Source organism: Paenibacillus borealis, from assembly GCF_000758665.1.
GTDB classification, from domain to species: Bacteria; Bacillota; Bacilli; order Paenibacillales; family Paenibacillaceae; genus Paenibacillus_AQ; species Paenibacillus_AQ borealis.
Map to the genome: position 1 here is coordinate 6,524,811 of NZ_CP009285.1, position 24,569 is coordinate 6,549,379.

15 protein-coding genes are annotated in these 24,569 nt (G+C 55.4%); 4 read left to right on the forward strand and 11 right to left on the reverse strand.

Annotation, left to right across the window (positions count from 1 at the left end; all coding sequences use genetic code 11):
- The first annotated feature begins 7 nt into the window (after positions 1-7).
- Positions 8-2,173, forward strand: a complete 2,166-nt coding sequence (gene bglX, locus PBOR_RS27640) for a beta-glucosidase BglX (protein WP_042217086.1) — start codon at positions 8-10, stop codon at positions 2,171-2,173.
- A gap of 166 nt (positions 2,174-2,339) precedes the next feature.
- Here the strand turns inward: bglX and PBOR_RS27645 are convergent, their stop codons facing one another.
- Together PBOR_RS27645 and PBOR_RS27650 are read right to left on the reverse strand one after the other, a co-directional pair.
- Positions 2,340-3,110 (reverse strand): DeoR/GlpR family DNA-binding transcription regulator, encoded by a 771-nt coding sequence (locus tag PBOR_RS27645; RefSeq protein ID WP_042217087.1) that lies wholly within the window; start codon positions 3,108-3,110, stop codon positions 2,340-2,342.
- Positions 3,111-3,724: 614 nt separating this feature from the next.
- Positions 3,725-3,985, reverse strand: coding sequence for a hypothetical protein (locus tag PBOR_RS27650; protein ID WP_042217088.1), 261 nt, complete (start codon positions 3,983-3,985; stop codon positions 3,725-3,727).
- A 599-nt stretch (positions 3,986-4,584) separates the two neighbouring features.
- On the opposite strand from PBOR_RS27650, the gene PBOR_RS27655 reads away from it, so the two are divergent.
- The 3 genes from PBOR_RS27655 (at position 4,585) to PBOR_RS27665 (ending at position 9,701) form a co-directional block, all read left to right on the forward strand.
- Complete coding sequence (locus PBOR_RS27655; protein WP_042217089.1) at positions 4,585-5,553, forward strand: metallophosphoesterase family protein; 969 nt, start codon at positions 4,585-4,587, stop codon at positions 5,551-5,553.
- A gap of 25 nt (positions 5,554-5,578) precedes the next feature.
- The gene (locus PBOR_RS27660) at positions 5,579-6,442 is read left to right on the forward strand and encodes a DMT family transporter (protein ID WP_042217090.1); all 864 of its coding nucleotides are present in this window, start codon (positions 5,579-5,581) and stop codon (positions 6,440-6,442) included.
- A gap of 130 nt (positions 6,443-6,572) precedes the next feature.
- Entirely contained in the window at positions 6,573-9,701 is a 3,129-nt protein-coding gene (locus tag PBOR_RS27665; RefSeq protein WP_342671089.1) for a hybrid sensor histidine kinase/response regulator, read from the forward strand.
- Positions 9,702-9,789: 88 nt separating this feature from the next.
- Here PBOR_RS27665 and PBOR_RS27670 read toward each other — a convergent pair whose 3' ends face one another.
- From PBOR_RS27670 to PBOR_RS27710, 9 genes are all read right to left on the reverse strand, one after another.
- Positions 9,790-11,907, reverse strand: a complete 2,118-nt coding sequence (locus PBOR_RS27670; RefSeq protein WP_042217092.1) for an alpha-galactosidase — start codon at positions 11,905-11,907, stop codon at positions 9,790-9,792.
- A gap of 36 nt (positions 11,908-11,943) precedes the next feature.
- Positions 11,944-13,800: a sensor histidine kinase gene (locus PBOR_RS27675; protein ID WP_042217093.1), complete on the reverse strand. Its 1,857-nt coding sequence runs from the start codon at positions 13,798-13,800 to the stop codon at positions 11,944-11,946.
- The gene (locus PBOR_RS27680; protein ID WP_042217094.1) at positions 13,793-15,430 is read right to left on the reverse strand and encodes a response regulator; all 1,638 of its coding nucleotides are present in this window, start codon (positions 15,428-15,430) and stop codon (positions 13,793-13,795) included. The genes PBOR_RS27675 and PBOR_RS27680 overlap by 8 nt, the downstream gene beginning before the upstream one ends.
- A 716-nt stretch (positions 15,431-16,146) precedes the next feature.
- Positions 16,147-17,397: an FAD-dependent oxidoreductase gene (locus PBOR_RS27685; protein ID WP_042217095.1), complete on the reverse strand. Its 1,251-nt coding sequence runs from the start codon at positions 17,395-17,397 to the stop codon at positions 16,147-16,149.
- Between the two features lie 67 nt (positions 17,398-17,464).
- Entirely contained in the window at positions 17,465-19,015 is a 1,551-nt protein-coding gene (locus tag PBOR_RS27690; RefSeq protein WP_042217096.1) for an extracellular solute-binding protein, read from the reverse strand.
- Positions 19,016-19,102: 87 nt separating this feature from the next.
- On the reverse strand, positions 19,103-19,975 hold the full coding sequence (locus tag PBOR_RS27695; protein WP_052429660.1) for a carbohydrate ABC transporter permease: 873 nt from the start codon (positions 19,973-19,975) through the stop codon (positions 19,103-19,105).
- An 18-nt stretch (positions 19,976-19,993) separates the two neighbouring features.
- Complete coding sequence (locus PBOR_RS27700; RefSeq protein ID WP_081972418.1) at positions 19,994-20,860, reverse strand: ABC transporter permease; 867 nt, start codon at positions 20,858-20,860, stop codon at positions 19,994-19,996.
- A 221-nt stretch (positions 20,861-21,081) separates the two neighbouring features.
- A complete protein-coding gene (locus tag PBOR_RS27705; protein ID WP_042217097.1) occupies positions 21,082-23,388 on the reverse strand; it encodes a GH36-type glycosyl hydrolase domain-containing protein in 2,307 nt (768 codons plus the stop codon).
- A gap of 145 nt (positions 23,389-23,533) precedes the next feature.
- Entirely contained in the window at positions 23,534-24,547 is a 1,014-nt protein-coding gene (locus tag PBOR_RS27710; protein ID WP_042217098.1) for a glycoside hydrolase family 130 protein, read from the reverse strand.
- Positions 24,548-24,569 lie beyond the last annotated feature (22 nt).

Sequence of the window (24,569 nt, forward strand, 5' to 3'; positions counted from 1 at the left end):
GTTCGCCATGACTAAACCGTTTATCCAAGATCTCGTGAACGATATGACACTAGACGAAAAGCTGGCCCAGCTAACCCAGCTCGGTCCTTACTATTGGGGTCTGGATGATACCGTGGATTTAACGGGTCCATTCAAAGAACTGAACATCAAGCCGCAGGTAATGGAGAACATCGGAAGCGTTCTGAACGGCATTGGCGCACGGAATGTCATTGAGCTGCAGACCCGGCATCTGGAATCCAGCCGCCAGAAGATTCCCCTGCTCTTCATGGCGGATGTCATTCACGGCTACCGGACCATCCTGCCGATTCCGCTGGCGATGGGCAGCAGCTTCGACCTCGAAGCCATCGAACGCTTCGCCGAAGTTGCAGCCATAGAGAGCGCCGCTGCCGGTATTCATGTCACCTTCTCACCCATGACTGACCTCGTGCGCGATCCGCGCTGGGGCCGGGTGATGGAGACCTCCGGTGAGGACCCTTACCTGAATGCCCGCGTGACCGAGAGCATGGTCCGGGGCTATCAGGGCACAGACCTGAGAGAACCCGGGCGGATCGCTGCCTGCGTGAAGCATTTCGCCGGCTACGGCGCGCCTGAAGGCGGCCGTGAATACAACACGGTGGATATGTCCGCCGGTGTACTCCGCGAATTCTATCTGCCGGCTTATAAGGCCGCAGTAGATGCCGGTGTCGCTATGGTCATGGCCGCGTTCAATACCATTGACCGCATTCCGGCCAGTGGCAACAGCAAGCTGCTCCGCGGTATTCTGCGGGAGGAATGGGGCTTTGACGGCGTTACCATCGCCGACTTCAACTCTGTGAATGAGCTGGTGCCCCATGGCGCTGCGCAGGATGGCCGTGAAGCCGCCCAGAAAAGCCTTGCCGCAGGCCTGGATATCGAGATGATGTCCACCCACTATCTGAACCACGGGGCCGCGCTGGTCGAAGAGGGACTGCTCGATATCAGCCTGATCGACGAAGCCGTCACCCGGGTACTGGAGCTGAAGGATGCCCTGGGATTATTCGACAATCCGTTCAAGGATGCCGATCCGGCGGCAGACGAAGCGGATAAGCCAAGCGCTGAGCATCTGCAGGCTGCACGGGAACTCGGTGCAAGCTCTGTGGTGCTGCTGAAGAACGACAATGAAGTTCTGCCGCTGAAGCGGGGGATGAAGATCGGTCTGGCCGGTCCATTCGCCACCTCTATTAATGTACTGGGCGGCTGGGCAGGCGCTGAGAAAGATCCGGCAGTATCGCTCTACACCGGCATCACCGGCAAAATTCCGGCAGCAGATATTGTTACCGCAATGACCGGCGAGCTGGGAAGCATGCTGGAGGGTGTCTTCGATGTGGAGGACGCAGCTGAGGAAGCCTTCGAACAGCTGAAGGATTGCGATGTCATTCTAGCCGCTGTCGGCGAGAATCAGCATGACACCGGGGAAGGCGGCAGTAAAGCCAGCCTGCGGCTGTCCGCAAACCAGGAGAAGCTGATCCGGCGTCTGAAGGATACCGGCAAGCCTGTCATCACCATCGTATTCAGCGGCCGTCCGCTGGAGCTTGCGCCAGTGCTTGATGCAAGCGATGCGCTGGTACAGGCCTGGTTCCTGGGCAGTGAGTCAGGGAATTCTATTGCAGATGTGCTGTTCGGCGATTATAACCCGTCCGGACGCCTGTCCATGAGCTTCCCTTACTCCGTGGGACAGATTCCTGTGTACTATAATGCTTATCAAACGGGACGCCCGTATGATCCCCAGTATCCGAATGTGCGTTATGTAACCCGGTATCTGGATATCCCCAATGACCCGCTGTTCTGTTTCGGCTATGGCCTGAGCTACTCCAGCTTTGCTTACAGCAGCTTCAATGTTGAGGCTGCGGCTGATGGCCGGGTGCTCGCCTCCATTGCGGTTGAGAACACATCGGATGTTACCGGCAAGGAGACCGTTCAGCTCTATATCCGCGATGTTACCGCAAGTGTGGTCCGTCCCGTGAAGGAACTGAAAGGCTTCAAGCAGGTTACGCTCGTTGCGCATGAGAAGCAGGTTGTTACCTTCGAGATCACCCGTGAGATGCTGATGTTCTACGGCCAGGACGATGAGCTTGTGTTCGAGCCTGGAGACTTCGATATTATGATCGGCCGGAACTCCGGCGATCACGCTACGCAGCGGATCTGGATCGGCTAAGTTGCTGCTAATGACTTCACCTAGGTTCACCTAGCTTCAGGCAGGTGAGCACAGCTTCAGATCGCAGCCTATAGCCAGCTGCACAACAGAAAGCGCCAATCCTCTTACACCATAAGGTGAGGAGGATTGGCGCTTTTAATTTTTTGAATACAGCTTCTGTAGTACGTTATGATCCTGTCAGCAGCTCTATATCCAGCCGGGCAAAGGTATCCTTCCATTCCCGGGAGCAGCCGCTGTCGGTCAGAACCATGGAGATATGCTCCATCGGGGCAATCTGGGCAAAGGTAGTGACTCCGAATTTCGAATGGTCGGCGACCAGAATCGATTCTTCGGCCCGTTCCATCATTTTGCGGGAGATGAGCGCTTCTTCAAGATGATAATCGGTAATTCCCTCCGAGAGCGACAGCCCCCCGGCAGAGATAAAGGCCTTATTCACCTTGAACTGACTCAGCAGCTCATGGGCGGTGATCCCTACGGCCGCCTGATAATCAGCATTCACCTCGCCCCCGGCAAAGATAATCTTCCCCTGAAACTGTTCCAGTGCACAGTTCAGGACCGGGACGGAGTTGGTAATGACCGTCACATGGGCACGGTCTTTCAGCTGGCGCATAATCTCAAGCGTGGTTGTTCCGTTGTCCAGGATCACCGTCTCGCCATCTTGAATAAGCGAAGCCGCGAGCCTGCCGATGGCCTGCTTATCCGGCAGATTCATCTGGGAACGCTTCATGAAGGTGGGTTCATTATTCCCGGAGCGAATCCGTACGGCTCCCCCATACACCTTGCGCAGACGCCCTTCCTTCTCCAGACGGTCGAGATCGCGCCGGATCGTCTCTGTAGTCACAGCGAACCGCTCAGCCAAAAAATGCACCTGCACTTTCCCCTCCAGATCCAGCTGGGAGAGGATCGTATGCCTGCGTTCTTCATAGGTCAGGGACATGCATGATTCCTCCAGTTATAGTGAATTCGCGAATGCTGATTGTTGCATTCCAGCTTACAGTTTAGGTCATCCCTATGTATATGTAATGTTGTTTTGAGTGTATTGATGTTGATTTCCTCAGTATATGGAGCCGAATTCCACTTGTCAATGCAGCTGCTTTTATCAAAGATTACTCTGGTGGTGGAGTGTATCGGCTTAGGCATCCACACTCTAGTCCTTAATTCTTTAATTTCTTAGTTCCTTATTAACTCCTTATTAACTCCTTGATTTCGTAATTTCTTAATTTCATAATTTCATAATTCTCTAATCCACCACCGCTCCTTTGTACTTTTCGTCATTTTATTCTGTTCACACACTTGCTTGCTGTTTGCGCGCGGATCGAAGGTGGCGAATATTAAATAGTTGTATTTCGTACAGTTAAAGATTAGCTAAAGAGTAAATTTATTGCGATAAGTGTATTCTGTACAACTAAAAACGGCGTATGGCGATCATTCAAGGAATGGCGGGTTATTTAATTGTACAGAGTGCAACTAAAGTGCACAAACGCATCATATCCGGTGACTTTAGTTGCACAAAATACAGTTAAAGCCTGTGAAGCGAGGAAGCTCTCTACTTCAAGCAGGAGTAAGGATACACATTGGCTGTCTTCGGTTGCGCTTCGGTTCTGCTCCAGTGACGTTCCATTTACTCTCAATCCAGCGCAAGTTCCGTCCCAGCTCCGCTCCGGTTACGGTCCGGTTCAGCTCCAGCTCCAGCTCAACCAGTTCTGCTCCGGTCACGTTCCAGTTTCTCTCAATCCAGCTCCAGTTCTGTCCCAGCTTCGCTCCCGTTACGGTCCGGTTATGCTCCAGCTCAACCAGTTCTGCTCCGGTCACGTTTCAGTTACTCTCAATCCAGCTTCAGTTCCGTCCCAGCTCCGCTCCGGTTATGTTCCGGTTCAGCTCCAGCTCAACCAGTTCAGCTCCGATCACGTTCCAGTTGCTCTCCAATCCAGCCTCAGTTCCGTCCCAGCTCCGCTCCGGTTACGGTCCGGTTCAGCTCCAGCTCAGCCAGTTCTGCTCCATCCCCCTCCGCCTCTGCCCCGCTCCAAAAGCTCCGATTAAAAGATACAGCTCAATCCATAGTTCTATTGCACTTTATGCAGCAGATAACTCCAAAATCCGCCGGAAAATAGAATCTGTTGCACTCTGTACATTAGAATTTTGGCGAAAGGGGCTTTTGGCGTGAAATTTGAGAAATCAATTGTATGAAGTACAGCAGATTGAGATTTTACGCAGAATGGAACGAATTCTATTGCAGAAAGTGCAATCAGTCCGATTTCTGATTGACAGAAACGGATTATCGCCCTAAAATCAACATGAAACAACATAAAAAAATATAAATCAACATCAAGGCACTTAAATACCAATGAACTTAAACACTAATGAAATGAATTTGTAAATCCATTTCATTAAGGCAGAGAGGGGATTATCACATGAAGCGCAAATTATCATTCCGGCAGGACGGAACCTTTACCATCGTACAGTTTACCGATCTGCACTGGATGGATGGCAGGGCGGAGGATCAGCATACCCGGGAGCTTATGGAACGCGTGATGGAAGCGGAACAGCCTGATCTCGTGATCTTCACAGGCGATCTGATCTATACCGGACCTGTCCCGGAAGGAGAGAAGGATTGTGTGAATCCCAAGCAGGCGTTCCGGGATGCGGTTGAGGCCGTAGAGAAGACTGGTATTCCTTGGGCCTTCGTATTCGGCAATCACGATACTGAGCAAGGGGTTTCCTATGAAGAGCTAATGAACATTGCGCTGGAGCATCCCCACTGCCTGGCAGAAGCCGGCCCCGCAGAGCTTGCCGGTTCAGGCAACTACACCCTTGAGATTGCGGGTACAGACGGTAGAACAGGTGCAATCCTTTATATGCTGGACACCGGTGCCTACTCCGGACTTGCGCAGATCCCCGGCTATAACTGGGTCCGGCAGAGCCAGATTAGCTGGCTGATGGAACAATCGGCCCGGCTTAATCCCGGGGCAGGCCAGGCCAAGCTGCCTGCGCTGGCGTTCTTCCATATCCCGCTTCCCGAGTATGCCGAGATGTGGTCCACCCAAAACTGCTACGGTCATAAGTTCGAGCAGGTCTGCGCTCCGGTGCTGAACTCGGGACTATTTACGGCGCTGGTGGAAATGGGCGATGTGGCGGGTACTTTTTGCGGACATGATCATATCAACGACTTCACCGGCAGCCTGCATGGCATCCGGCTCAGCTATGGCCGGGCCACCGGCTACAACACATACGGGCGGGAAGGCTTCATGCGGGGGGCGCGTGTCATCCGTATGACTCAGGGCGATAAGCAGTTCGAGACATGGCTCCGGCTTGAAGATGGCTCAGCTCTACTGGAACAACCCTTCCATACACCTACATCTGCCGCCGATTCAGAACACTAATCATTTCTTAAGGGGTTGAACTTCAATGCTGCTGCCAATTCTTTTGGTTCTGGCTTCCGGGATGTGTCACGCGGTGTGGAGCATGTTCACCAAAAGAAGCCGGGACAAAAGCATCTTCCTGTGGTCGATCATGATGATCTCTACTATTCTGCTGCTCCCTGTTCTGATAACCGAGCTGTGGACACGCCCGCTTGCTGCCGGCGCTTATGCTCTGCTGCTGCTGTCTGTGGCGCTGCAGGCCTTATATTCATGGCTCTTATCCAGAACCTATGAGATGGGTGACTTATCACAGATTTACCCGGTGATGCGGGGAACGAGCACGCTGCTCATCCCGCTGATCGGTGTTCTTTTTCTGGGCGAATCGCTGTCTGTCTATGGATGGACCGGCATTGCCTTCATGCTCGGCGGATTCGCAGTGCTCAGCGGACTGGGCTCCAGAGGCTCATCCACCTCCACCGCCTCCCGGAAGCCAGGCTATACGCCGGTTCTTATGGCGCTCTGCGTGGGACTGTGCACAACCTGCTATGTATTCGTCGATAAGCTGAACCTCCAGCACATGTCTCCGCTGGCGCTGCTTGAGGTTACCAATATCGGTTTTGTCGCCGGTCTGACTCCCGCAGTCCTGAAATCGCGCAAGCTGCTTGAGGAGTGGCGGAGCAACAAGTTCACTATCCTGCTGGGAAGCGTGCTGAATCCGGGCTCGTATCTGCTGTTCCTGTTCGCGCTGCAGCAGGCGCCGCTCGCCCATATCAGCCCCCTGCGAGAGATCGGGACGATATTCGCTACGTTCCTGGGCATCCTCCTGCTGAAAGAGCAGCAGGGCCTGCGGCGGATGGTCTGCTCGGTAGTCATCTTCGGCGGCATCCTGCTTGTTGGTGTATGGGGGTAGGACAAACCTCCGCTATTTCATGGCAGGATAACTTCGGATAATGTCGAATTGAAACCGTATGATGAAGACTACCTTACGTAAGCCAACCCTAATTCATAAAAACAGCATATTGAATCTTAAGCACGCTCTATTGCTGCTGTTATATCTGACCCTCCTGATCAGCATACGGTATCTGTGGTTTGGCGCGTATGCAGCGCCGGAGCATCCGGAAGCGAAGCAAGGTGTTCTGGATATGCGGGGCTGGGACTTCGAGAATTCCCGGTCCGTGCGGCTGGATGGCGAATGGGAGTTCTACCCCGGCCAATTCCTCACCCAAGAGAGCTTCGCCGGACTCCCTCCGGACGCGCAGCATGTTGTCCGCGTTCCCGGCGACTGGAGCAGCGGCTTCCCTGAAGAAGGACATTCCTCCTTCGGCTACGGCACTTACCGGCTGCGCATTCTGGTTGACCCGTCGCAGCAGCAGCCTTACGGCTTCTGGATTCAGCGTATTCAAGCGTCCTCCGTCATTGAAATTAACGGGCAGACGGAAGGCAGCTTCGGTCAACTGGCCGAGAACCGCCAAGACTACAAACCTAAAGCTGTTTCCTACACGGCAGCCTATAATGCTGCAGGGCAGCAGCAGATCACGCTTCTGGTCCGTGCAGCCAATTACGATCACCCGCTCGAAGGAGGAATCGTCCGCTCCATCCGTTTCGGCTCCCAGGCAGCGGTTGATACGGAACGGATGTATTCTATCGGCTTCCAGATGGTCACTTTTGTGATTATGCTGCTGCATGCGATGTATGCAGGCATCCTGTTCTTTTTCAACCGCCGGCAAAAAGCGTTCCTGGTGTTCTGCCTGCTGCTCCTGGCGGTAGGTGCTTCAATAGTGACCGATAATGATACCCTGCTGCTGCTCTGGCTGCCGATTAACTATACATGGGCACTGAAGCTCAAAATGCTGGCTTATCCTGCGATATCGCTGTTCATGCTGCTGCTGACCCGCAGCTTCTCCACACAGGAGCGTCCTGGCCGTTTGTTCAAAGGATACCTGCTTGTCCTGTTCCTCTATACAATCTATGTATTGGTTCTGCCTGCGCACTATGTTGTATATGCTAGACCCTTCTTCTCTGTGCTCTACCTGCTGCCGGTAGCAGCGGTCGTATATTCCATTGGCCGCATGGTCATCCGGCAGGAGCAGGACTCCGTGTTTCTGTTGTTTGCCGCTGCGGCTATCGGCTCCAGCGTCCTGGGCGGTGCTTTCGAATCGAATAGCAAAACCAGTATCCTGTATTATCCGGTTGATGTCATCGCGGCTATCATTGGTTTCTCCGCTTATTGGTTCAAGCGGTATTTCCGCAATGCCGAGGAGAACCGGATACTTAACCAGCAGCTGAAGGAAAGTGATCATCTGAAGGATCAGTTTCTGGCGAATACCTCACATGAACTCAGAACACCGCTGCATGGCATCATCAGCATCGCCCAAACGGTAGCGGCGAAGGAGCAGTCCGCCCTGGGCAATCAGAGCTACCAGGACCTGGAGCTGCTCATCACCATCAGCCGCCGCATGTCCCATATGCTGAATGACCTGCTCGATGTGACCCGTCTGCAGGAGAAGCGGATTATATTGCAGCGTGAACCGCTGGCCATCGGACCGCTGGTAACCGGAATTCTGAATATGTTTGAATTCATGACAGACAGTAAAGAGCTGCAGCTGCGGAATGAGCTCCCCGCTTCCCTGCCGCTCGTCTCAGGTGATGAGAAACGGATTGTGCAGATTCTCTATAACCTGCTGCGCAATGCCATCAAATACACGCAGGCCGGAACGATCACCGTATCCGCCAGGATTGCCGGCAAGACCGCAAGGATCAGCGTGTCCGACACTGGCATAGGCATCGACAAGGAGACACAGGCGCGGATCTTCTCCCCTTATGAGCAAGGCAGTAAAGGCATTAATGACGGAGGCGGAATTGGACTCGGCTTAAGCATCAGCAAGCAGCTGGCAGAGCTTCACGGCGGAGACCTTACCGTGGATTCTGAACCCGGAAAGGGGTCTGTGTTCACCTTCACCCTTCCTCTGGCGTCTGCTTCTGAGGTCCGGCAGGTGCCGGAAAAGACTGCTGCTGCCATGATGATGGACGGCCCGGATATGGAAGCACTGCTGCCTGAACAGGATGGACTGTTCTTCCGGCAGCCTGATACTGGCGGCACATCTGCAATACAAGAGATCACTTCTCTCCCGCCGGTGCAGGATGCCTCCCTGACCGCTAAGACTCATATTCTCGCTGTGGATGATGATCCGGTCAATCTCAGGGTGCTGGCCAGCATACTCTCGGAAGATCATCATCAGCTGGTCACCGTCACCAGCGCCCGGGAAGCCCTCGATCTGCTCGGCACCGAACCCTGGGATCTGCTGATCGCCGATGTCATGATGCCGTACATGTCCGGCTACGAACTAACCCGGATCGCCCGTCAGCGCTTCTCTATCTCGGAGCTGCCGATCCTGCTGCTCACTGCCCGCAATCAGCCGGTGGATATCTATACGGGGTTCTTATCGGGAGCCAATGATTATGTCGCTAAGCCGGTGGATGCGCTGGAGCTGAAATACCGGGTCCGTTCACTGACCGGACTGAAGCAGTCTATTAATCAGAGCCTGCGGCTGGAAGCTGCTTACCTGCAGGCGCAAATCCAGCCGCACTTCCTGTTCAACACGCTGAACGCACTGCTGGCCTTAAGTGAATTCGACCTCCCGAAGATGCGTGATCTTGGAGAGGCGTTCTCCTCCTATCTGCGAATCAGCTTCGATTATATGAACTCGCAGCAGCTGGTCGGACTGTCCCATGAGCTGGAGCTGATTAAGTCCTATCTGTTTATTGAGAAAGCCAGGTTTGACGAACGCCTGCAGATCGAATGGGATGTGGAACAAGGCGTTGATCTGCTTCTGCCTCCGCTCACCCTCCAGCCATTGGTGGAGAATGCGGTCAGACACGGTCTGCTGAGCCGGAAGGCCGGCGGCAAGCTGTCTATCCGCATTCACCGCCGGAAGGGATGCACGTCCTTTGAAGTAGAGGATAACGGCAAGGGGATGCCCGATGAGCAGGTCAGCCATCTGCTGGACGACAGCGGACTCGGATTGCCTTCCCGCGGCATCGGGCTCTTGAATACGAACCGGCGGCTGACACAGCTGTATGGCCAGGGACTCGTCATACACAGCCAGGTCGGGTCCGGCACCACTGTTTCTTTTGTTATTCCGGAGCGGGAACAGCCTGAAGACGTTTAACTTCATGGTTATGCATTCCACTCGCAACGCAAAGAACCTGACTTCCTTTCACAGGAGGGTCAGGTTCTTTAATATTGCCATATGCCAATCAGCCAATCTCAATCACTCTGGCCGAATAGGCCTGGGGCAGCCGGACGCAGAGCACAGCCCGCTCGGCATCCCAGGCAGCCACAGCGTCCTCCGCCCGGGCCGGATAGAGGCAGCGGACGGCACTTTCCCGTTGACCGGTGCTCTTCCCCTGCCCAATCCCCTTCGCCCGCTTGCCCAGCGGAATCTCGATAAGCTCCTCGTCCTGATCCATCCGCCAGACAGCCAGGACGAGGCGGCCATCCAGCTGCAGACCCAGGCAGGCCCGGCTGGAATGCAGCTGCGGAATGCCTAGCGGCCAGAAGGCGGCGGCTTCCGCCAGCTCCTGCCGGAGCGACTTGTAGCAGGTGATGCCTTCGCGGACCAGGGCGCTCCCGGCTTCGTCAAGCTCTGCCAGCGGTCCGCCCATAATGACGCGGAACAGCATCACGTTGACCATGTTGAAGATGACAGCTTCATCATCAGAGCTGGTCAGCGGATAGGACCAGATTCCGGCCTGCTCCGGCGGAATGACCGACGGGCTTGCGGCGGCGATCATGCCCATCAGCCGGTAGTCCATCTGGTCGCTGACGCACTGGAGGCTGAAGCGCTCCAGGGTGGCATAATCCATCCGCATGCCTCCGCTGGCACAGCTCTCGACAATAAGCTCCGGGTGGCGGCGGAACAGCCGGTCCGCCCAGGCCAGATAAGCCCGGTTATGCCCCAGCAGGCCGTCGCCCAGACTCTCCGCCGCGATATCCGTGCCGGTTCCGGCGTTCTGGTTGTAGTCGAACTTGAAGTAGCCGATACCCAGCTCCGCAATGAGCCGGTCTACAGTGTCATCGGCATGCCGCACAACCTCCGGGTTGCGGAAATCAAGCTGGTACCGCCCGGCATCGACGACTCTGCGGCCGCGCTTGCAGAAGAACCAGTCATCCGGTTTGCTGCTGAGCGGACTGTCCCGGTGCACCGATTCCAGCTCCAGCCACAGTCCCGGAATCAGACCCTTGGAGCGGATATAGCCGGCCATGGCCGCGAGACCGCCTTCGAAGCGGCTCACGGACGGCAGCCATTCTCCCAGTTCACCCTCATACCAGCCCGCATCGATGCAGTAAATCTCACAGCCGGCCGCCGCAGCCGCGTCCACCAGCGGCTGCACTCTGGCCGTCGTCGGATTGCCCCACAGGCTGTGCATGAAATCGTTATAGACTACCGGCAGCGTGCGGTTGTCTTCATTCTTCCTCCGCACCTGCCGCAGATAACGGGTCAGCTCCCGGGCGGCTTCGGTGAAGCCCCCTTGAACCGCTCCGGCTGCCGCTGGTACCGATTCGAAGCTCTCTCCCGGCTGGAGCGTCCGGCTCCAGTGTCCCTCATCCTCGTTCGGTCCGCTCAGCCGGACATACAGCTCATTCACCTCAGCATCGCTAAGCTCCCACTGCCAGGAGCCGTTGTGCTCAATCTGCCAGAACAGGCAGGAGCCGGATTCCGTATTCTCAAGAACACCTACCGGCAGATGTTCATAGGAGGACCAGGTGCCGAGCGAATGCACCGACAGCCGGTTCACCGAATGGTCGAACACCCGGCTGAGACCCCATTCAGGCAGACTATGCTGCTGCCACTGCACCTCCCCGCACCAGGAATTACGCGGCAGGTGCAGCCGCATCTTCTGGTCCCAGGGAAGGCTTCCTTCCTTGGCCGCGCCGTTATAGGCGAAGGAAGACACGTACTCGACCGGCAGCGGCTGCTCTCCTTCATTGCGCAATTCGGTCCAGGTTCTCGCCAGGGACAAGCCCTTGTAGAACTGGAAATGGCTGATCACAGCCAGCCCTGTGGCGGCATCGGACTGGCGGATCTCCAGCCTGCGGCTGCGGCTGTCTGCGGCTTCAATGAATTGGTGCGACTGGTATTTCAGGCGGGTGCCCGGCACCGTTCCGACATGCTTGAGCCCGTGATGGATGACATGATCCTCTCCTGTAATCTGCACATCCACCAGGCGGCGGTTCGCATAGCTTGTATCGTCCAGCATTTCTTCTTCATAAGGTCCAGAGGCGAAATGCAGCAGCTTCACACTGCCGTCGTCCGTCACTTCAATGAGCATATGCAGCAAAGCTTCGTGATGCTCAATACGTATCGTTGCCATTCTTATCTCCCCTGTTTGTACTGCTGTATTGTGGCATCAGACCAGTCCCTTGGCCCGCTCTGCCTTCAGGCGCACCGTAACCGTAGTACCGGCGCCGGGCTTAGACGCGATGCTGATTCCATACTGATTCCCGGCATAGAGCCTAATGCGCTCATTCACGTTATACAACCCGTAGGAGCTGCCGGTGGAATCAGGCTTCGTCTCATGCGGCTCCTCCATCAGCAGCTGGCGCGCCTGCTCCTCTTCCATGCCGATTCCGTCGTCGGATACCTGGAAGATCAGATCGCCGTCTTCCTCTCTCACAGAGATTGTAATCGTTCCGCGTTTGTCTTTGGACTTCAGGATTCCGTGCAAAAGCGCATTCTCGACAATCGGCTGCAGGATCAGCTTCGGCATCTGATAGACACTCAGTCCGGGCTCGCTATCCAGCACGAAGCCGAACGCATCCACAAACCGGCTCTGCTGGATCTTCAGATAGACGGCGGCCAGGCTCAGCTCATCCTCCACGCTGACGATGCTCCGGCCCTTGTTAAGGCTGAGCCGGAAATATTTGGCCAGGCTGTCGATCATCTGGCTGATGTCGGTTGCCCCTTTGCCGATGGCAATCCAATTGATCGTATCCAGCGTATTGTAGAGGAAATGCGGATTAATCTGGGCCTGCAGCGCCTGCAGCTGGGCCTCGCGTTCATGAATCTCGGCCCGGTACTTCTCCTCGACCAGTGTCCGCACCCGGAGAATCAGATGATCGACACTCCGCTCCAGCATATGAAAATCGCCGTTGACCGGAGGAAGCTCAATCAGCCCGTCACTTCCCTCCTTGCGGATGACGGTAATGACCTGCATGACTCTGCGGTTCATTCCGCGGACAATGATCGCGAGCAGCACAAAGGGCAGAATCAGGAACAGCGCCACATACTCCATCAGCGAGGTCCATTCCGACCGCTGCGTCAGCTCCACGGCGCGGCGAGACAGCTGGGATTCCGTTCCCTGCGCGACCAGCCTCCAGCCGGTGGGCTGCAGCGTCGTATACATCACATCGTTGACCTCCGTGCCTATCTTCAGCGTGGAGCTGCCCTCACTGCTAAGCTTCATATCCTCCAGAATGGCAGGAGCAATCTTCGTACCGATTATGGCGCGGTCAGGATGATAGACAATCGTTCCATCCGCGTCCGTCAGGTAGACCTGCGTGCCCGGCGCAAATTGCAGCGCGGACAGAATATCCGCCACCATCTTCTCCTGTACATCAATCATCAGCACGCCGGATACCTTATCGTACCGGTCCGGATCACGCAGCATGCGGGCGAACGAGAACACGCGGGCCTTCCCGATATCGAGAAAAGATTCCTCGTAATCCCCAATCGGCACAATGCCTCCGTTGGCCTCAATGACGGGGGTGTACCAGGCCTTGTTCTTCAGGCTGTCCAGCGAGAAGAAATTGATTTTCTCACCCGCATACAGCTTCGATTGATCGACATACAGCCGCACATGGAAGACATCGGAGTTCGACTGTACCGTATCAACCAGGAACCTCAGGTCCTTAATGACCTGCAGCTGAATCTCCATCGACTGGTCATCGGCGCCGACGGAGAGGTACGAGTGGAGGTTCGGGTTCATAAAAGCCGCATTGCTGATATCGTAGATATGCTCCAGGCGGTAAGACAGATTGCTTCCCGCCTGCTTCAGCGCCTGCTGCATGGTCCGGATCACTTCGCTCTTCAGAATGGAGGCCGAACGCTCGTAATAGCCATACAGGAAGATTCCCGCCGGAACGACAATCAGCAGCAGATAGGCGAGCAGCCACTGCCGGGGAATCCGGATGCGGCGGGCCAGGCTTACAGCCGAGCCGAAGGCTGAGGACAACAGGCGCCAGAGGCTTACGGCTGCCCTACGCATGGCTGTCCCGGTATGCGCTCGGTGTAACTCCCGTGGCTTTTTTGAACAGCTTGGTGAAATAGCTCGGGTCCGTATAGCCGATGGCATAACAGATATCATAGAATTTGTACTGCGGATCGCGCAGCAGCTCCTTCGCCTTCTCCACCCGGATCTGTGTCAGGAATTCGTTGATCGTCTGCCCGGTCTCCTGCTTGAATAGCAGACTGACATAGGTTGGCGTCAGATAGACCTCCTTGCCAATGTCCGTTACCGTCAATGCCCCGTCCGCATATCTTTGCTTGATGATCTCGCGCACCCTTTCGATCAGATTGGCTACTTTGCCGGTCCGCTTCTCGCGGATACGCGCGCAGACACTGCTGAGATGAGCTTCAATCAGCTCCCGCATCTCGCCAAGCGTCTCCTGCTCGAACAGAGTCTCCCATAACCGGGCTTCCGCCGCCTCCAGCTCGGGAGATCCGGCATTCAGCTCCAGCAGCAGCTGCCCGACCGCGAGGACAATCTGCAGGCAGATGTTGCGCCCGTATTTAAGCCCGTCACGGCGGCCCCGGTTCAAATCCGTGAACAGCTGGTCCAGCACCTCGCGCATCCGGTCCGGATCAGCCGCCTTCAGTGCCGACAGCAGCTGCTCGCTATGATCTGGATCGTATCTAGTGAAGCTGGCCGGCTCCGACTCGGGATTCTCCAGGCTGTCCATGGTGATAATGCGGTTTTTGCCCAAATACCATTTATGATCGGCCGCTTCACGCGCCTGCTTATAGGAATGAACCAGCCCGGGAAGGCCGGTCACCCGCTCGCTGATGCCGATGGTGACGCTGATCTTCAGCCATTTCTCCAGATTGCCGAGAATATCCCCCGCCAGCTCCAGCAGCGCTTCCGCGTTGTCCGCAGCGCCGCCGTCCTCCGGATTCTCCCGCAGAATGCCGACGAACTCCCCGTTCCGGTGCTCAAAGGCATAGCCGGTAAGATGCTGGCCGATCAGCTCCTGGCAGATATTCAGCACGGAATACCACAACAGCTGCTGATCCGTCTCCGAACGGCTCCCTGTGACCTCTGCGAGATCATCGACAGAAATTACGATCACCCAGTACACGACAGTAAGCGGCAGATTCAGACCGAGGAACTGCAGCCGTTCACCCAGGCCTTGCCGGGGGGCACCTGTGCTGATCAGGGACAGCAGAAACTTCTCCCGCAGCAGCGGCATCCCTTCCTTGAGCTTGCTCTGCATGTCCACCTTGAATCTGTGCTCCGCCCGCTCGGCATCGAGATGGCTGACCACACGCCGGATGACCGCGCTGAGTTCCTCCAGATTCACCGGCTTGAAGATGTAATCGACCGCGCTTACCTTAAGCGCCGATTTCAGATAATCCGCATCATCATGGCCGCTGACGAAGATAATCTTCGTCCGGGGATACCCGGCATGGATATGCCGGGACAGCGTAATCCCGTCCATCTTGGGCATACGGACATCGGTCAGCACAATATCCGGCTGCTCCTTCTCGATCACCTCAAAGGCCACATCCCCGTCATCCGCCTCACCAATCACTTCAATACCGTACGAGGACCAGTTGAAATAGGAGCGCAAGCCGAAGCGAACCGTCGGCTCATCATCCACAATTAGCAGTTTGTACACAGCCCCGTCCTCCTTTATGTAGATTGAACTTGAGATATAGAGTCAAGAATCAGTCGCCACTGCGGTGAATATTCGGACTTCCGGCCGCTGTTGTCCCCGGATTTCTTGAATTTGTAACGCTGATCGCGGTGGAAATCCGATGACTGCTGATGCTTCCGAAGCGGGCTTTCCTGCGGAAAGCTTTCAGGCGTACGCAGTCGCTCCTACAGTTCCAAAATTCCCCTCCGTACCTTTGCTTTTTTGGGGTAGTTTTTAAGTTCATTTTATCTACATTAGTACTTATATAGATTGAACTTCAGAATCTAATTGTGTGGGCCTGGCGGAATACGTCAATACCTTACACTTGATCCGTTACTGGCAGTGTGTTGACTTTTAAATAATCAATGTAGACATAAATGTTGTACGTTTTGCAACTTGAGTTCATATATAGTCCGATGTTCGGGAGGATTGTTGTATAAAATACAAGAATCCTCCAGCAAATTCGTTTGAAATAGGTGAAATCCTGCAGTTTCTACAACAATTTCGGATTTGGGCTGATTTAATGAAGAGAATGTTGTATTATGTGCAAGATTTTATGAAAATCTACCTGATCACTGCCCGGAAAGCGGATGAATCGAGGATACCCCGCGGCAACAGCAGCCACCATGAAGTCCCATATTCACAGAGTGATGTGAAATCTTGCGTGAAGTTCTTCAGTTCAATCTATATAGTTATTGTTAACTTATAAAACGCACATCCTGCCGCTTCAGTGCCTCATGCAGCTTATCGGCCGGGACATCCCGCAGCGGCACAGACTCATCCAGCGAGATCGCGGCCGCAGCGCCTGCCGCCTGGCCAAGCGCGTAGCAGGTAGCCTGCATGCGCATGGAGGACATAGCCACATGTGTAGCCGATATCGGCCGTCCGGCCACCAGCAGATTCACGACCTGCTCCGGCACCATACACCGGTAAGGAATATCATACCCGCTGATGGCCCGTTCATCGGTCGTCCCCGCTCCGTCGGGGCTATGAATATCAATTTCATAGTTGGTCTGTGCGACCACATCCGGGAACCGGGCTCCGCTGACCACATCCTGCTCAGTCAGCGTGTAGATTCCCTCAATCTGATTGCTCTCCCGGACCCCGGTCTGCGGGGCAACATGCGAGAGTGCATACGTCCCGAAGCCGTTTCTCTGCAAATAATTCACAATCGAGAACACCTGCCGGAGCGCCTCCGTCTCCGCGTAATTTACCTCTTCTATTTTAGCTCCGTTCGCCTTCACACGCGACATATTTACAAGCAGTGTACCGTCGCCGTTCTGCTCCCAGTAGAGCTCGCGCCCTTGCGGCAGATCAGCCAGCTCCTTGTATTCATAGCAGCCTTCCGGAAGGAACGGGATCACCGGCTTGCCGGTATTCTGCATCATGAACATCAGGGTCATTGGCTGAGTCAGTCCGTCCTCTTCTCTGCCCGAGTGATAAGGGACTCCCGCTTCAATGGCTACTCTTGCATCACCCGTACAGTCAATGAACTGCTCGCCTTCAAAAGCCTTCAGTCCTTCCCGGGTGGAGACAATGACCGCCTTGATCCTACCGCCCTCCTGCACCGTTCCCACAAACTCGGCATGGTAGTATACCTGCACTTGCTCTTTTTTCATTTTCTCATTCATATACTGCCGCATCAGAAAAGGCGAATACTGTGGCGCAATCGACTCATCATGCCCCTGCGGTAAAGATTCTGCCAGCATCTCCGCGATGATCTCGCGGTAGATTCCGGTCACATTCCCGATTGGCATAAATACGCTGACATTCGCCAGGGTTCCCATCCCGCCGAGCTGCGCCGATTTCTCCAGCAGCACCACCTGCTTGCCGCATCTTGCCGCACTGATTGCCGCCGCCGTACCCGCAGGGCCGCCGCCTATGACAATAACCTCAGCATGCAGCACTGTCTGAACCTGCCGCTGAAACGAATATTCCGGGTTATTCAAATTTTCCGTCTCCCTTCATGGAAAGGAAGCGGCAAGCTCCCGTAATTCAAGCTGCCGCTCCTATGATTTATTTGCTTACAGTTGCGTACCAGTCATTGATTTCCTTCGCACTTGCTTCTTCCCCGGCTGCCTTGTACTTCGCCTGGAAGTCTGCCAGTCCGTCCAGCGTATCCGCTCCGGCGATCAGCTTAATGGTGTAATCACCCGCCATCGATTCCAGCTGCAGATTGTTCTTCGCATATTCCGGCATGTACGGCGCCAGCCCCAGAATATTCTGGATCTTGTATTCATCCGGCAGCTGGTTGTTCAGGCTGTCGAACGCGGCGAACTGCACCGGATTCTTCCGGGCCCGCGCCTGCCAGTACAGCGGATAGTTCTGTTCGTCCGTGCCCGACATATAGTTGTTCGACAGGTTGCGCTCGTCGTTGAAGGCCGGCAGAATCGGCAGGTACGCCCCGTTCTCGAACGTGTATGTCTTGCCTTCTTCCCCGATCGCCAGATTCTTGAACGTTTCCGGCTCCAAGGTTGCATTGATCCACTTCACCGCATCTTCCGGGTGCTTCGACGCCTTCGGCACGAAGGTCAGACGGTCGAATCCGGCATTGCCCGAGAAGCCCGCTTCCCCCGACGGTCCCTTCAGCGCCGAGACGAAGGCGAACTTCGCATCCGGGATGTTCTTCGTCAGGGCATCGGAGATGCCGCCGATATCGGCCCAGTGGACGATAATCGCTCCAGCTTTGCCGCTGGTGAACTTCTCTTTGGCAGTGGCGTCCTTGTTCACGACGAATTCCTTGTCCAGCAGCCCTTGCTTGTAGAGGTCTGCGGTATAGGTAATGTAGTCCTTATACGCCGGGTCTAGCAGGCGCGGCACCAGCTGGCCGTCCACATCATTCCACGTATTTGGCATGCCGAACGCGCCGACCAGGTTATCCAGCATCGGCAGGTCGCCGCGGATCGTCAGCGACACGTTCTGGTCGCCATTGCCGCCCGGGTCCTTCTCCTTGAACGCCTTCAGAACGGCGGTCAGCTCGTCGGTGGTCGTCGGCATCTTCAGCCCCAGCTTATCCAGCCAGTCCGTACGGATCAGGATGCTGCTGTTTACTTTATAGGTAACCACTACAGGGATGGCGTACAGCTTGCCGTCGATCTTCAGCGCATCCAGCGACTCCTGGGAGATCGCTTTTTTGATATTGGGACCGTATTCATCAATGAGCGGCGTCAGATCGACCAGTGCGCCTTTTTGCGCATAATCGGAATAGAGCGCCATGTCATTGTAGGTGGTAACCACATCATACGGCTCCCCGGAGGACATAATCAGGTTGAGCTTCTCGCCCCATTTGTCCTGCGGCAGCATGTCGTACGACACTTTGTAGCCGGTCTTCTCCTGCAGCATCGCTGCTACCGGATAGGTATTGTAGTCCTCGCTTTGCCAGATGCTCAGCCGTTTAAGGTCCGGCTTGGACTCGGCGGCTGCCGTAGCCGGTGTGCCGGAATTGTCCGGTGCATTCGCTGTGCCTGCGGCATTATTGTTGCCGTTGTTCGACGAGCAGGCTGCCAGGGATGATGCCAGCAGCATGGTCACTGCGGCCAGTGCGGCCGTTTTGCTAATTTTTCTCATATGAGACCCTCCTGAAAGATATATTCTATATAGATTGAACTTGTGATTTTCCTATTTTGGATTTGAAGCTTGAATCGGGAAGTCTGATCAACCCTTGACGGAGCCGATCAGCACACCCTTGATGAAATACTTTTGCAGGAACGGATACACCAGCAGAATCGGCACGGTCGAGGCGATAACAGTCGCGGCCCGGACGCCTTCCGCCGGAACATTCATCAGATCATCGGCACTCCGGTTGAGGGAGGAGCTGTCGGCGTTCATGACGATATCCTGCAGGTATAGCTGAAGCGGTTTCAAGTTGGAGCTGTTAATATACAGCATCGGATTGAAATAGTCATTCCAGAACGATACGGCATAGAACAATCCGATCGTGGCCAGCACCGGAGCGCTGAGCGGCAGAATAATCCGGAACAGGATCGTATAATTCCGCGCCCCTTCGAGCTTGGCCGATTCCTCCAGGCTTTCCGGGAGGCTCTCGAAGTAGCTTTTGATCACCAGCATGTTGAATACATTAATCAGCGCCGGCAGAATCAGCGAGCCCAGATGATTGATCAGGCCAAGCTGGCGGATCAGCAGATAATTCGGAATAATGCCGCCGCTGAACATCATCGTGAAGATGAACATGACGATCAGAATGCCGGAGCCGGGAAGCTCCCGTTTGGACAGCGGATAGGCCGTCATGGCGGTGATCAGCAGCGATAATAGCGTTCCTACAAGCGTGACAATGACTGAGATCAGCAGGGAATGCAGGAACTGGCTGGAGGTGACGACGAATTTCATCGTATCCAGCTGGAACCCTACCGGGAAAATGCCGACCTTACCCGAGGTTATCGCCCACTCCTCGCTTACCGACTTAGAGAGCACATTGGCGAACGGGAGCAGAGTGATCAGTCCCATCGCGGTCAAAAAGAGATAGATTCCGGCATCAAAGCACAGACTGCCGATTGTTTTGCTGCGCATGTTCACACTTCTCCTCCCTTACCAGATGCTGCGGTTCAAGAATTTGCGGCTGAGCATGTTGCCGGACAACACCAGCACAAAGCCGACGACGGAATTGAATAATCCGACCGCTGTACTGAAGCTGTAATCCTGCTGCCCCAGCCCGAGGCGGTACACATAGGTTCCGATTACATCCCCCGTCTGGTAGACCAGCGGATTATACATGGTGAGAATCTGTTCCGTCCCCGCTTCCAGCAGGCTGCCGATGCGCAGGATGAACATCAGCACAACGGTGGGCAGAATACCCGGAAGGGTGATCGAGATCATCTGTCTGATCCGGCCCGCACCGTCGATGGCTGCCGCTTCATACTGCTCCTGCTCAATGCCCGCAATGGCGGCGATGAAGACGATGGCATTCCAGCCGGTTTCCTTCCAGCCTGCCGTGAAGACAATGACGCTGCGGAAGAACTGGTTGTCGGTCAGGAAGGAGACCGGATGCCCGCCGAAGCTGCGGATGATCTCATTAACCAGCCCGCCCGCCGGGGAGAGAATGGTGATGAACGATCCGGAGATGATGACCCACGAGAGAAAATGGGGCAGATAAATGACCGTCTGGATCGTACGTTTGAAGAACATCCGCTTCACTTCATTCAGCAGCAAAGCGATCAATACCGGAATTGGAAATAATATGACGATCTTGTACAGGCTGATGACCAGCGTGTTGATCAGCACATTCATGAAATCGCTGGAATGAATCAGCTTCTCGAACTGCGCCAGCCCGACCCAATCGCTTCCCCCAATACCGCCGAAAATGTTGAAATCCTGAAAGGCAATCAGGATGCCGTACATCGGCGTGTATTTGAACAATAATAAAAAGGCAAGCCCGGGAAGCAGCAGTGCATACATATCGAGATTGCCGCGAATCAGCCGCCAGCGCCGTCCGCCGGCCCCCGTCTTGACCCCCTGCTGATGGCCCAGCGAGATTTCGCTTCTGCTCAAATCTATCACCTTCTTCTGTCTGTTGTATCTTTATTGTAAAGAAACGATACCGTTATCAGTAGAAGGCAATCCTTCAATTTCTGGTGCTATTCTATAAAGTTGCGGCACTATGGAGCTGCCCGCAGTCTCTACATATCCACCTCTACAGTATGCGTCAGGCCGTCTCCAAAAATAGGGAAGACGTCCCCGGCAATCTCCTTGCCGTCAATCGTGAGCCGCTTCAGCCCGCACTGCTCCCGGTTCTTGTTGCGGATGGTCAGCAGATAGGTATCACCTCTGTAGACCCGCTTCATGGAGCATTCTTCCCAGTCCTCAGGAATGCAGGGACGAATCCTAATACTGTCGTAGCCCGGATAGAAGCCGAGCATATATTGGGTCACCGCGCGGAACATCCAGCCTGCCGTACCTGTTACCCAGGCAAATGCCGTCTCTCCGGCCCGCGGATTCGCCGGGCCGAAGTACATATTCGTGAACGCATAAGGCTCGCACCCGGAATGATCCGAAGGGTTGGCGGCGCTGTCGGGCAGTATTTTACTGTAAGTGTCAAAAGCTTCATTGCCTCTTCCCGCCACGCAGTCGGCAACAATCTTGAACGTTCCCCCATGGCAGTAAGGCGTTCCGTTCTCCCAGATGCCGGGAACGAAGCCGGTTAAGCGGCCGATGGAGGCATTGTATTCCGTATAAGGAGGCGAGAGGGTAAGCGGTCCATAAGGGGAGTCCAGCTTGTTATCCACCGCCTGCAGGCACTGGCCGGCACGTTCGCCTTCAGCCAGTCCCGACATGACCGCCCAGGTCTGGCTGTTCAGGTAAATGCTGCCCTCCTGTTCCGTATGGGAGCCGACCTTCTCCCCATGGTCATTGTAAGCCGCAAGGTACCAGTCCCCGTCCCAGCCGTTAGCATTCACCGCTTCCTTAATCCGTACGGCAAGCTCCAGCAGCTCCCGGGCAAGCCCTTCATCCCGAATCACTTCGCGGGCCAATTCCGCAGTTTCGTTCAGCGCATGATACAGGGCAATCGAGGTCCAGACGCTTTCGCCCTTGCCGCCCGTTCCGATCCCGTTCAGCGAGTCGTTCCAGTCGCCGTCATGGGCAAGCACCAGCGAGTGCTCCCCGAGATCCCCGGAGGAATACCGGACCGCTGTCAGCATATGCTCCCAGACCGTACCAGCCCCTTCATCCAGATAAGGCACCTGCTCCTGCAGGAAGGCATAATCGCCGGTTTCCTTGAGATAGGCATTCACCGTCGGCGCAATCCACACCGGACCGTCGGAATAAATATGCGGGTCCAGCGGAAGCCAGCCCCGGACACATTTCCCGTCCTTGTATTGATACTTCAGGGTCTCCCTGATCTTCTCCTTGGCCAATCCCGGGAGAAAAGCGGACACCGCCCAGGCATCCTGCAATTGGTCGCGGAAGCCCTTGCCTGTGGCTCTGCCGGCCTCGGCACAGAGCAGCACCTGCTGCTTGACCCACATATTGGTGATGTGATTCACCTTGGCCAGCGGCGTCTGCACGGCAATATCCTCCGTCATCGCTGTCTTCTCCGCCAACAGCCGCGCGAAATCATCTTCGATCCTGCCGGGTGCCAGCAGCTTACGGGTCAGCTCCCGTGCCGTCTCATTGCCATCGGCCGCTCCCCAGAGGGTATGATATGTAACCTCCTCCCCTGGCTTCAGGGTGAAGGTATGCTCCAGCACGCCGACCATATCCTCACAGGCGGCCAGTGAATTCGAGCAGGCTCCGCGGACTACGCTCCCGGGACTGTCGGTATCGCCGTAGTTCCCCAGAAACGCCCGCTTCCCCGTCTCGTAGCCTGTCGGCTTCACGCTCGCCGCCGCGAAGCCATCGAACCATTCATGCGGCCGCTCCTGGGCATGGTTGTGCGCGACAATAATGTCGTCCTCTGCCAGATAATCGCAGTAGACATAGGAGTTATATTCACTGTACCTTGCATAGCCTTCCAGTGAGAATTCCACGAAGGAATAGACCTTAATCTCCCGTTCACGCGGGCTTTCGTTCGTGAGGGTCACCGTCCAGATTTCCACCGGATCCTCCGCATTGACGAATACTCTGGCACCGGCGGCAATTCCGCCGTAAGCCCCCTCCAGCCGGGTATACCCCAGCCCGTGGGTGCAGGAATAGCGGTCCAGCGTCCGCTTAACCGGGTACCAGCCCGGATTCCAGAATTCACCCGTCTCCGCGTCACGGATATAGAAATAGCGGTTGCCGCCGCGGAACAGGCTTGAGCGCCCTCTTCCCTCCGGGTCGATATAGGCGGCACTCCGTGCGCCATAAGCCCCGTCCCCCCCGCCGAAATGGTTAACACCCGACAGTATCCGCGGGTTCCAAATATAGTTCAGCATAGGCCGCGGAGTCTGCGTGCCGGTAAATACAAACTCTGAGCCGTTCTCTGTGAAATTGCCGAAGCCAGCCATGGTGCTCCAGCCCCCTTTTCTTTAAAATATAAGAATTTCTGCTTAGAGACTGCGACGAAATAAAGTACCGCTAAATTGTTGACAAAACTCCCAAACCCGTGGAGATTTCGTCAACAAAAGCGGGTACTAATTTCGTTGCAGCTCCTTATCTGAAGTCGATGCCGTCACCCGGAGCAAGCGCGGAATTCGCCTTGATATATGGGATCAGCTCTTGAATGGTGGTATAGGCCACGGCCACATAGGTGTCCGCCGCCCCGTAGTAGATGGCAATCCGCCCGGTTGCCGCATCCTGCAGCGTTGCACAGGGGAAGACCACGTTCGGGACGAACCCGACCGCTTCGTAATTTTTCTCCGGGGTCAGCAAATAATCCCTTGTCCGGTACAGCACCTTGGAAGGGATGTCCAGATCGAGTATCGCCGCTCCCATGCTGTAGACCAGCCCGTTGCAGGTGCCGACGACGCCATGGTACAAGATCAGCCAGCCCTCCGACGTTTCAATCGGCGCAGGTCCGCCTCCGATCTTCACATCCTGCCACCAGCCGGCGGCAGCCTTGGACATGACCTTCCGGTGGTGTCCCCAATGGACCATATCCGGGCTCTCGCTCAGATAAATGTCGCCGAACGGGGTATGCCCGCTGTCGCTGGGACGGCTGAGCAGCACGTACTTTCCATTGATTGTCCGGGGAAACAGTACGCCGTTGCGGTTAAAAGGAATGAACGGATTCTCCAGCCGGACAAACTCCCGGAAATCCCGGGTCATGCCAAGCCCCAGAGCCGCACCGCCGAAATCCGTACACCAGATGATGTAGTACATATCTTCAATCTGCACCACCCGGGGATCGTAGGCATAATTCGGCTGGTAAGGCTCACCCGCCTCATCCTTCCAGACAATGGCTTCATGCTCGATCTCCCACTTCAGCCCGTCCTCCGACCGTCCCAGATGCAGATTGGGCATGCCATGCTTATGCTCGGCGCGGAACACCCCGATAAATCCGCCTTCGTAGGGAATTACCGCACTGTTAAAGATCCGCGAAGCGGCCGGAATGGGATTCCAGTCCACAATCGGATTGGCGTTATGTCTCCAGACTACATCCTGAATTCCGTCCGGCTTGTCCTGCCACGGAATGTTCGGCAATGCGCTGCCAATAATTTCTGCCATGTTCTCAAACCCCCTAATATGT